This window comes from Nocardia noduli (assembly GCF_019038455.1).
Taxonomy (GTDB): domain Bacteria; phylum Actinomycetota; class Actinomycetes; order Mycobacteriales; family Mycobacteriaceae; genus Nocardia; species Nocardia noduli.
Map to the genome: position 1 here is coordinate 112,586 of NZ_JAFMPL010000014.1, position 10,614 is coordinate 123,199.

Annotated in this window: 7 protein-coding genes and 2 pseudogenes; 8 read left to right on the forward strand and 1 reads right to left on the reverse strand. The window is 68.4% G+C overall.

The window, feature by feature from the left end:
* Window positions 1-118 precede the first annotated feature (118 nt).
* From crcB (JZ792_RS11645) to JZ792_RS11680, 8 genes and pseudogenes are all read left to right on the forward strand, one after another.
* On the forward strand, window positions 119-562 hold the full coding sequence (crcB, locus tag JZ792_RS11645) for a fluoride efflux transporter CrcB (RefSeq protein ID WP_216909791.1): 444 nt from the start codon (window positions 119-121) through the stop codon (window positions 560-562).
* A gap of 78 nt (window positions 563-640) precedes the next feature.
* Entirely contained in the window at window positions 641-1,003 is a 363-nt protein-coding gene (crcB, locus tag JZ792_RS11650; RefSeq protein WP_216909793.1) for a fluoride efflux transporter CrcB, read from the forward strand.
* A 47-nt stretch (window positions 1,004-1,050) separates the two neighbouring features.
* Entirely contained in the window at window positions 1,051-2,691 is a 1,641-nt protein-coding gene (gene pgm / locus JZ792_RS11655) for a phosphoglucomutase (alpha-D-glucose-1,6-bisphosphate-dependent) (protein WP_216909794.1), read from the forward strand.
* Window positions 2,684-3,886 (forward strand): annotated as a pseudogene (locus tag JZ792_RS11660) (MFS transporter); the annotation flags it as partial. The gene pgm and the pseudogene JZ792_RS11660, both read left to right, overlap by 8 nt.
* A gap of 810 nt (window positions 3,887-4,696) precedes the next feature.
* Entirely contained in the window at window positions 4,697-5,722 is a 1,026-nt protein-coding gene (locus JZ792_RS11665) for a polyprenyl synthetase family protein (RefSeq protein ID WP_216909798.1), read from the forward strand.
* 5 nt (window positions 5,723-5,727) lie between these two features.
* Entirely contained in the window at window positions 5,728-8,022 is a 2,295-nt protein-coding gene (locus tag JZ792_RS11670) for a terpene synthase family protein (RefSeq protein WP_254189654.1), read from the forward strand.
* Window positions 8,019-9,101: a polyprenyl synthetase family protein gene (locus JZ792_RS11675; RefSeq protein WP_216909800.1), complete on the forward strand. Its 1,083-nt coding sequence runs from the start codon at window positions 8,019-8,021 to the stop codon at window positions 9,099-9,101. Before JZ792_RS11670 ends, JZ792_RS11675 begins: the two co-directional genes overlap by 4 nt.
* 84 nt (window positions 9,102-9,185) lie before the next feature.
* Complete coding sequence (locus tag JZ792_RS11680; protein WP_308165255.1) at window positions 9,186-9,923, forward strand: DsbA family protein; 738 nt, start codon at window positions 9,186-9,188, stop codon at window positions 9,921-9,923.
* Between the two features lie 44 nt (window positions 9,924-9,967).
* On the opposite strand, the pseudogene JZ792_RS11685 reads toward JZ792_RS11680, so the two are convergent.
* Window positions 9,968-10,614, reverse strand: a pseudogene (locus JZ792_RS11685) (hypothetical protein); the annotation flags it as partial.

Genomic DNA, 10,614 nt, shown 5'->3' on the forward strand with positions numbered 1-10,614 from the left:
AGTCCCCGGATCGAGAACATCGCCGCTCATAGTTCGTGCCGCGTCCCGGGGCGGACTGGCCCGGCGGCGGACCGATAGAGTTGCGACGGCGATATCCGGGGCGGCAGGAGGTCAGCACATGGGCGGGCAGTCCCGAACCGCGGCCGTCGACCCCGTGGTGCTGCTGGTGATCTCGCTCGGCGGCGGGATCGGGGCGTTGCTGCGCTACACGGTCGGGCGGCACTGGCCGGTGCGGCCGGGACAGGTGCCGTGGTCGACCTTCGTCATCAATGTCACCGGATGTTTCGCGATGGGAATCCTGATGGTTCTGATCACCGAGGTATGGGTAGCCAACAAACTGCTACGTCCGTTCCTCGGCGTCGGTATCCTCGGTGGGTTCACCACATTTTCGACCTACTGCCTCGAGATTCGTAGACTGCTCGAATCGGGTGCGACGGCCGAGGCGCTCGGCTACCTCGGGGGAACGGTGGTAGCGGCGCTCGCCGCGGTGGCACTCGGGATGGGCGCAACGCGGTTGGTGTTCGGAACGGCGCGGCGGGGACGGCGCGGTGAACAACGGTGAACGCCCACGGAAGGGGTCTGGCATGCGGGTCACGGGCACACACGGTGCACTCCGTCGGCGCTCTCGGGGGTGGAATCGATGACCGCGCTTCTGGTGGTGTTCGGCGGAATGTTCGGCGCCCCCGCCCGATACCTGATCGATCGCGCCGTCTCCGCGCGTTTGCGATCCCCGATGCCGTGGGGGACATTGACCGTTAACATTGTCGGTTCGGCGATGCTCGGCGCTCTCATCGGCGCAGGCGCGGCGGGTCACGTGCCCGCCTTCGCCGAAATCGGCTTCTGCGGTGCGCTGACGACGTTCAGCACATTCGGTTACGAGACGATCCGGTTGGTCACCGACGGTGCCTACCACCTGGCGGTGGGCAACGTCGTGATCAGCGTGGCGGCCAGCCTGGCCGCGGTGTATGCCGCCGTGTCCGCGACCCAGTGGTTGTGGACATGATTCTGATGACGAGCCGGGCACAGCCGACACGGAAGGGAGACCCGAGCATGGCCCACGATCGAGCCGGGCGTCCCGCGCGGCCCACCGACCTGGAAGACATCGCGCATTTGGTGACGGCGTACTACTGCCGTCTCCCGGATCCTTCGGATCCCGCGCAACTGGTGTCCTTCGGGACGTCCGGGCATCGCGGATCGAGCCTGGACACCGCCTTCAACGAGTCCCACATACTCGCCATCACCCAGGCGATCGTCGAATACCGTGCCAGCCGCGACATCACCGGCCCGGTGTACCTGGCCCGCGACACCCACGCGCTGTCCGAACCGGCGTGGACGACCGCGCTGGAAGTGCTCGCGGCCAACGAGATCACCGCCATCATCGACGCCAGGGGCCGCTACACCCCGACCCCGGCCCTGAGTCACGCTGTGCTGCGGCACAATCGCGGCGGCACGAAGCATCAGGCCGACGGCATCGTCGTCACCCCGTCGCACAATCCGCCGCGCGACGGCGGGTTCAAATACAACCCGCCCCACGGCGGCCCGGCCGACGCCAAGGCCACCGACGCGATCGCGGCGCGGGCCAACGAGCTGCTGCGCAACGGGTTGTCCGAGGTGAAACGCACCACCGTGAGCAACGCCTTGCAGACCAGCGTCGAGCGCTACGACTATCTCGACCACTACATCGGCGATCTGCCCAATGTGCTGAATCTGGACGCGATCCGGGGCGCGGGCATCCGTCTCGGCGCCGATCCGATGGGCGGCGCCAGCGTCGACTACTGGGAGGAGATCGGCCAGCGCTACGACCTCGAACTCGAGGTGGTCAATCCGTTCGTCGATCCGACGTGGCGTTTCATGACGCTCGACAGCGACGGCAAGATCCGGATGGATCCGTCCTCGCGTTACGCGATGGCCGCACTGGTCGCGATCAAGGACGACTACGACATCTCCACCGGTAACGACGCCGACGCCGACCGGCACGGCATCGTCACCCCCGACGGTGGGTTGATGAATCCGAACCATTTCCTCGCGGTCGCGATCGAGTACCTGGTCGCGAACCGGATGGGCTGGGACGCGCTGACCAAGATCGGCAAGACGGTCGTCACCTCCTCGATGATCGACCGGGTGGTGAGCGTGCTCGGCCGTGACGTGCACGAGGTGCCGGTCGGCTTCAAGTACTTCGTGCCCGGTCTGTTCAGCGGCAGTCTCGCCTTCGGCGGCGAGGAGAGCGCGGGCGCCTCGTTCCTGCGGCACGACGGCACCGTGTGGACCACCGACAAGGACGGCATCCTGCTGGCCCTGCTGGCCGCCGAGGTCGCCGCCGTCACCGGGCAGAGCCCGTCGGCCCGCTACGTCGAACTGGAACGCCGCTACGGCGCGCCCGCCTACGCGCGCATCGACGCCACCGCGACCGTGGAACAGAAAGAGCTGCTCGCGAAGTTGACTCCTGACATGATCACGTCGAAGGAGATCGCGGGTGAGCCCATCACCGAGGTCCTCACCAGGGCCAGGGGTAACGGCGCACCGCTCGGAGGTGTGAAGGTCACCACCGAGAACGCCTGGTTCGCGGCCCGCCCCTCCGGCACCGAGGACAAGTACAAGATCTACGCCGAATCGTTCCACGGTCCCGAGCACCTGCTCCAGGTGCAGGCGGCCGCGGAGGAAGTGGTCGGGCGGGCGCTGGCGGGTGAGTAGACGCTCGGCCTCGGCGAGCGGCGCACGCGCGCTGCCCGCCGAGATCTGGGTGCTGGTCGGCGCCGCGTTCGTCATCGCGATCGGATTCGGTCTCGTCGCACCCGTGCTGCCGCAGTTCGCCAGGAGTTTCGGGGTCGGCGTCGCGGCGGCGTCGGGAATCGTCAGCGCGTTCGCGGCGATGCGGCTGCTGTTCGCCCCGGTCAGCGGCAGGCTGGTGCAGCGATTGGGGGAGCGCCGGGTCTATATCGGCGGACTGCTCATCGTCGCCCTGTCCACCGGAGCCAGCGCGCTCGCCCAGAGCTATTGGCAACTGCTGGTGCTGCGTTCGATCGGCGGCATCGGCTCGACGATGTTCACCGTGTCCTCGCTGGCCCTGGTGATCCGTATCTCACCGCCGGAGGCGCGCGGGCGAGTGTCGGGGCTGTGGTCGACGAGTTTCCTCGTCGGCTCGATCAGCGGGCCGCTGGTCGGCACCGCGATGGCCGGACTCGGCCTGCGCGCGCCCTTCGTGATCTACGCGGTCGCGCTGCTCGTCGCGTGCGCCGTCGTCCACCTGAGTCTGCGGAATTCGAGTCTCGCGGTGCCGGAGGCCGCCGGTGAGATGACGCTGATGAGTTTCCGCGCGGCCTTGGCGCTGCCGCAATACCGCGCGGTGCTCTGGTCCAATTTCGCCAACGGCGCGGCGGTGTTCGGCGTCAGGATGGCGCTGGTGCCGCTGCTCGTGGTCGAGGTCCTCGATCAGTCGATCGGCATGGCGGGTATCGCGTTGACGGCGTTCGCGGCGGGCAATGTGGCGGTGCTGTTCTGGTCGGGCGGACTCTCGGATCGCTGGGGCCGCAAACCCTTCCTCGTCACCGGCGCGTTGATCTGCGCCGTCGGCACCGCGGGGCTCGGCTACTCGCCGAATCTCGCGTGGCTGCTCGGGACTTCCGTGGTGGCCGGGGTGGGGTCGGGCATGCTGACCCCGACCCAGCAGGCCGCCCTCGCCGACATCATCGGTCCGAAGACCAGGGGCGGGCCGGTCCTCGCGGCCTTCCAGATGTCGGCGGATCTGGGCACCGTCGTCGGTCCGGTCGCGATCGGCGCGCTGGCGCAGCAGACCTCCTACGGTCTCGCGCTCGTCGTCACCGGCGGGCTGTTGCTGGTCGCCGGGGTGTGGTGGTTGCTGGTGCCGGAGACGTTGCAACGGAACGCGACGGTGTTCGAGGTCGTCCGCGAGCCGGAGGCGGACGCGAGTACGGACGAGGTTCCCTCGACGTATCGGTCGATCGCCGACGAGTCCGACGCCGAGGTCCCGATGACCTACCGGTCCGCGGCGGTCGAATTCGGCGAGGACGATGTCCGGGACCATGAAATCCAGGATCACGAAACCCGGGATCACGAAACCCGGGATCACGACCTCCGGAAGGCGAACCACGGCAACGGGTCCGGCGATCCGTCGAGTGTCGACGCGGGTGGCGTCGTTCCGCGACGTTGCGGGTGAGCGTCTCGATCGTGTGCGTTTCGTTACCATCCGAGTAGCGGACCGTTCGGCATCTTCCTGTTTTCGTAGCGATCTCGCGGCAAACCGACCTAGGATTGGTGCCGTTCGGAATCTGCTGTCCCCTAGGTCAATTCGTTCTGTGTGATCAGCATCCCCCCGGTACTGCCCGTAACTCGCGCGGTACCGAGCAGTAGTCGTTCATCGAGATCCGCACCACCGCGTTCGTCCGTGCCGCGGTGTCAACCTCGAGGTGAGGACCACGCATGACCCCACGCATCACCACCGACCATCCGGTGCAGACGGAAACGGCTGCGCGGCAGTCGTTGTCGACCGTTGTCCGCGCAGCCGTCCGAAACCTCCGCGCGGCGGCCTGAGCGAGCGTTCCGATACCGCGTCATCCGGCAGCCGCTCCCCTCCGGTCCGATCATCGGCCCGGTGCGACGGACCCGGCTGCCCCGCAATCGAACTCCCCCCGCCGACGGACCGGGGTTCGGCTGCGTCCCGACAGGAAGGTGTAGGCCGATGATCGAGACGACTCCGGCGGCCGGCCGCCGCGCCGACGAGATACTGACCGATGCGCGGAATCTCTGCGAACCCGTCCTACGGGAGGCGATCGCCTGGCTACCCGATCCCTTGCGGCTGATGGGCGGCTACCACTTCGGGTGGTCCGACGTGGACGGCTCGCCGCAGTCGGCCCGGTCGGGTAAGGCCTTGCGTCCGGCGTTGACCCTCGGCACCGCCGTGGCGTGCGGCGGGACGACCTCCGCCGCCGTGCACGCCGCGGCCGCCGTGGAACTCGTCCACAATTTCACGCTGCTGCACGACGACGTCATGGACGGCGATCAGAGCCGTCGCGGCAGGCCAGCGGTCTGGAAGGTCTGGGGTATCGCCGACGCGATCCTGCTCGGTGACGCCATGCACGCGCTCGCGGTGCGACTGCTGGTGGCCGCGCTACCGGCGGTGACGGCGTCGGCGGCGGTCGCGGAACTGGAGATGACGGTGATCGAGATGTGCCGCGGCCAACACGAGGACTGCGGACTCGGCGCCGCCCGACTAGCCGATGTGGGCGAATACGCGCGGATGGCGATGGGGAAAACCGGTTCGCTGATGGGGTGCGCGTGCTCGCTCGGCGCGATCTGCGCGGGCGCCGACGCCGCGACGGTGTCGCGGATGAACACCTTCGGCCGCGAACTCGGCATGGCCTTCCAGTTCGTCGACGACCTGATGGGCATCTGGGGCGATCCGGCCGTCACCGGCAAACCGGCCGACGACCTGGCCAGGCGCAGTATGTCGCTCCCGGTCGTCGCGGCCCTGGGCTCGGGAACGATCGCGGCTTCCGAACTGGCCGCCATGTACTACGGTCCGCCCCCGGACATCTCGATGGACACCGAACGCGCCGCCGAGCTGGTCGAGTCGGCGGGCGGTCGCCACCGGGCCCTGCGCGACGCTCAGCAGCGGGTCGACGCGGCCATCGCCGCCCTGATCGATCCGTCGACCGCCGAGGACCTGGTGGCGCTGGCCCACCTCGTCTCGTACCGGGACCGGTGAGCCGAATGCCGAGGACAGGAGATGCCGTGCAGCCCTTCGCCCTTCCCGAGTTCTACATGCCGTATCCGGCCCGCCTCAATCCGCACGTGGATCGGGCACGCGCGCACACCAGGGGGTGGGCGACCGCGATGGGCTTCTTCGAAGACCAGGCCGGAACCCATATCTGGGACGAATCGGATCTGGAACGGCACGACTACGGATTGCTCTGCGCCTACACCCATCCCGACTGCGACGGCCGCGAACTCGACCTGATCACCGACTGGTACGTCTGGGTGTTCTACTTCGACGACCATTTCCTCGAACTGTTCAAACGCAGCAGGGACGGCGCGGGCGCCAAGCGATACCTGGACCGGCTCCGCGATTTCATGCCGCTGTCCGGCGGTCCGATGCCCGAGCCGACCAATCCGGTGGAACGTGGCCTGGCCGATCTGTGGGCGCGCACCGTGCCGTCGATGTCGACGGATTGGCGCGCCAGATTCGCCGAGACCACCGCCGCGCTGCTGGAGGAATCACGCTGGGAGCTGGCCAATATCGCCGAGGGCCGGATCGCCGATCCGATCGAGTACATCGAGATGCGCCGCAAGGTCGGTGGCGCGCCGTGGTCGGCCAACCTGGTGGAACACGCGGTGGCCGCCGAGGTGCCCGCCGACCTCGCCGGGACCCGGCCGCTGGAAGTGTTGCGCGACACCTTCTCCGACGCAGTCCACCTGCGCAACGATCTGTTCTCCTACGAGCGCGAGGTGCGCTCGGAAGGGGAGAACGCCAACGCGGTCCTCGTGGTCGAGCGCTTCTTCGGCTGTGACACCCAGCGCGCCGCCGATCTGGTCAACGACCTGCTGACCTCACGGCTGCAACAGTTCGAGCACACCGCGCTCACCGAGGTGCCCGCGTTGTTCGCGCAGCGCGCGGTCGGCCTGACCGACCAACTCGCCGTCCTCGCCTACGCGAAGGGTTTGCAGGACTGGCAATCCGGCGGCCACGAATGGCATCTGCGATCGAGCCGGTACATGAACGACGGTGCGGCGACGGTCGATCCGACCAGGGGCCCGACCGGCTTCGGCCTCGCCGCGGCGAGGCTGCCGACTACCTCGCGCGCCGAGCGAGTGCGCGCGCGCAGTCTGGTGCACGCCCGCGTCGAGCCGGTGGGGCCGACACCGATCCCGGAGATCTCCATGCCGTACCAGGTCCGGTTGAGCCCGCTCCTGGATTCGGCCAGGTCGACCCTGCTGGCCTGGGGACAGCGGGTCGGCTTCCACGATCCGGTCCCCGAACTGGGCGGTGTGGCGCTGTGGACCCCGAACGATCTGCGCCAGTTCGATTTCGCGCTGTGCTCTGCGGGGATGGATCCCGACGCCACCACCGAGGAACTCGACATCTCGGCCGCCTGGCTGGCGTGGGGCACCTACCTGGACGACTACTACCCGCAGGTCTTCGGCAGGCGCAGGGATCCGGCGGGCGCGGCGGCCCAGGCCGCCCGATTCCCGCGATTCATGCCGCTGGACGATTCGGCCTGCCCGCCGCCGGTCAACGCGATGGAACGCGGCCTCGCCGATCTCTGGCGGCGGACCACGAACGAACTCGACGCGGCCCAGCGTCTCGAATTGCACACCTCGGTCATGAGTCTGGTGGAGGGCTGCGAATGGGAGGTCGCCAACGACGCGGCCGACCGCATCCCCGATCCGGTCGACTACATCGAGATGCGTCGCCGCACCTTCGGATCGGATCTGACCAAGACGATGTCGCGGCTCTCGCACGGTGACCTGGTGCCGCCCGAGGTCTACCGGGTGCAGACGCTGCGCGATCTGGAGAACACCGCCAGCGATTACGCCGCGCTGCTCAACGATCTGTTCTCGTATCGGAAGGAGACCGAATACGAGGGCGATCTCCACAACGGCGTCCGGGTGCTGCGCAGCTTCTTCGAATGCGGACGGGACGAGGCGCTCGGCATGGTCAACGATCTGATGACGGCAAGGATCAGGCTGTTCGATCGCATCGCCACCACCGAATTACCCCTGCTGTACGCGGAATCCGATCTCGACGCGGCGGCACGTGCGCTGCTGGACCGGCGTGTCGTGGAACTCAAGGACTGGATGGCCGGGATCGCCTACTGGCACGAGAAGACCGGACGCTACGTGGACGCCGAGCTCGACGCCCGCTACCGCCCGGTGATCACACCCGCCCGGGTCTCCGATTCCATCCTGCTCGCCCTGCTGCGCCCGTCGGGACTCGGGACCAGCGCCGCCCGTATCGAGGGGATCCTCACCTCGTCCGAACGCAGCGAAAGTGTGGTGCCCCGATGACGGCTCCCGGCACGGCCTCGGTTTCGACGACCCCCGATCCGGTGGCGATCCGCGCGCGCGTCGACGAGGCGCTCGCGTCGTTCGTCCGGGAGAAAGCGGGCGGCGGCGCGGCGCGGCGACTTCCGGCGGAGGTGGTCGACACCCTGGAGGGATTCCTCTTCGCGGGCGGAAAACGGATCAGGCCGGTGCTGTGCGTGCTCGGCTGGCTCGCGGCGGGCGGCAGCCCCGAGATTCCGCAGCCGGTGGTGCGCGCCGCCGCCTCGCTCGAACTCTTCCACGCCTCGGTGCTGATCCACGACGACGTCATCGATGACAGCGACACCCGCCGTGACCACCCCACGGTGCATCGCAGCCTGGCCGATCGGCATCGTGACCGGCGCGATCCGGACCGTTTCGGCGTCAACGCCGCCATCGTGCTCGGCGACCTGACCATGGTCTGGGCCGCCGAACTGCTGCACACCGCGCAGCTGAGCGCCTCCAGGCTCGGCGGCGCGCTCTCGGTCCTGGACTCGATGCGCGCGGACGTGATGTACGGCCAGTACCTGGACCTGCTCGCCACCGCGTGCCCGACCGAGAACCTCGAGCGTGCCATGGAGATCGTGCGCTACAAGACCGTGTCCTACACCTGTGAACGTCCGCTGCATCTCGGGGCCGTGCTCGCCGACGCCGATCCGCGCGTCCTCGCCGCACTGACCGCGTACGCGCGCCCGCTCGGCGAGGCGTTCCAGCTCCGCGACGACCAGATCGGCGTCTACGGCGACCCCGCGAGCAGCGGCAAATCCAATCTGGAGGATCTGCGCGAGGGTAAACACACCGCCCTGGTGGCGCTGGCACTCGAGAACGCCCGGCCCGCCGACGCCTCCCGGCTGCGTGTTCTGCTCGGTGATCCCGAACTGGACGAAGATCAGGCCGAGATCTGCCGCGACATCCTCACCGCCACGGCATTGCCGCAGGTGGAGGACATGATCACCGTGCGCTGGGAACAGGCGAAACGCGCACTGCTCGACGCGCCGTTCCCGCCCGAGGTCTGCGCGGCCCTGCGCCGGATCGCCGACGCGGTGGTTCTGCGGGCCGTCTGACGCGGGTCGCCGTCGTCTCCGTTGACACACCGCCGGGACCTCCCGGCGGTGTGTCGCGTACAGGTTTCGGGCAGAGTGGTCGGCGTGAGTGAGCCATCCCCGAAGTACACGCCGCGGCCGATGTCGAACACCACCACCTATGCCCTCGGTGGTGTCGCGGTCGTCGTCATCGCGCTGGTCGTTCTGCTGGTGATGCGCTGGAGCAACGACGAGGCGGATGTCCGCAACGACGGATACGGCATGGTGCGCAACCCCGCCGTCGTCTCGGTGCTGTCCCCGGACGGTTCGGTCCAACTCGGCCGGGTCGACGCCGCGAACACCGTCGACATCTACGAGGACCCGCTGTGCCCGGCCTGCGGCGTGCTCGAGAGCGTCTACGGCCAGGAGATCGCCCAGAAAGTCGACGAGGGCGCACTCGCTGTCCGCTACCGCTTCGTGAACTTCCTCGATTCGCGCTCCAAGAGCAAGAACTATTCGACCCGCGCCGTGGCCGCGACCGAATGCGTGGCCGAATCGGGTTCCGGCCCGGTCTACGCGAAATTCCACGAGATGCTGTTCGTCACCGATCAGCCCGAGGAGAACAAGTCCGACCTGACCAACCAGCAGTTGGCCGATCTCGCCCGCGAGGCGGGTGCCGGCGAGGACGTCGTGCAATGCGTCGCCTCCGGCGCGAAGGTCGACGCCGCGACCGCCAACGCCAAGGCCGCCCTCGACCAGCTCAACGGATTGCTCGACGGCAAGGCCGCGACCCCGTCGGTGTACGACGGCGCCGCCAGGATCGATGTGAACAACGAGAACTGGGTCGTCGACGTGACCCGTTGAGCGGGAGTCGTCCGAGTTCGCTCCGGGTCCGTCTCGAGCCGGAATCAGTACACGTCGGCGGATGGTTCGGTGACGGGTATCTCGTCCTCGGGCGCGATCCGGGTGAGTTGGAGATGGACCGGAAGGTGACCCGCGACCGGAAACACGAGATCAACGGCGGTCGGACGGTCCGGGGGGAGCGGCCGTGCGTCCGGTTCGGAGTGCTCCGCGCCGGTTCGAACGCCGACCGGACGGTCGATATCGGTATGCGGGAACAGGTACCTCGCGCCCTCGCGCACGGTGATGTGCACACCGCCGGTCGGTGCGGTCCACCGCAGGCGATCGTGATCGGTCGGCGCGACGCACCACCCTGTTTTTCCCTTGTCCGCCAACACTTTCAGACGATGGTGCCTGGCGCACAGGACGTAGGAGCCCGCCCCGGCCGTTCGGCTCCCTTCCTCGGCGGGGCCGTCGACCGGTTCGGATTCGGCGGCGGGCACGACACAGCCGGGAAACCGGCACATCCCGTCGACGGCCCGAACCCACCGCGCCGTCCCCGCTCCGCCCACCTCCTCGGATTCCTCCCGCTCCGAAATCACTTCGAACCGAGCGTGTTCGGCGACCGTTCGCGCCAACGCCGCGTCGATCGGCCCGTACCCCGCGAGGAACGCCGGAGCCTCGCTCGTCCCCAGCAGCGATTCGGCCGGAATCC

What these genes read in the sequence shown, in the direction of transcription:
- crcB (WP_216909791.1), top strand. Translation starts at nt 119, where the DNA reads ATGGGCGGGCAGTCCCGAACCGCGGCCGTCGACCCCGTGGTGCTGCTG.
- crcB (WP_216909793.1), top strand. Translation starts at nt 641, where the DNA reads ATGACCGCGCTTCTGGTGGTGTTCGGCGGAATGTTCGGCGCCCCCGCC.
- pgm (WP_216909794.1), top strand. Translation starts at nt 1,051, where the DNA reads ATGGCCCACGATCGAGCCGGGCGTCCCGCGCGGCCCACCGACCTGGAA.
- JZ792_RS11665 (WP_216909798.1), top strand. Translation starts at nt 4,697, where the DNA reads ATGATCGAGACGACTCCGGCGGCCGGCCGCCGCGCCGACGAGATACTG.
- JZ792_RS11670 (WP_254189654.1), top strand. Translation starts at nt 5,728, where the DNA reads ATGCCGAGGACAGGAGATGCCGTGCAGCCCTTCGCCCTTCCCGAGTTC.
- JZ792_RS11675 (WP_216909800.1), top strand. Translation starts at nt 8,019, where the DNA reads ATGACGGCTCCCGGCACGGCCTCGGTTTCGACGACCCCCGATCCGGTG.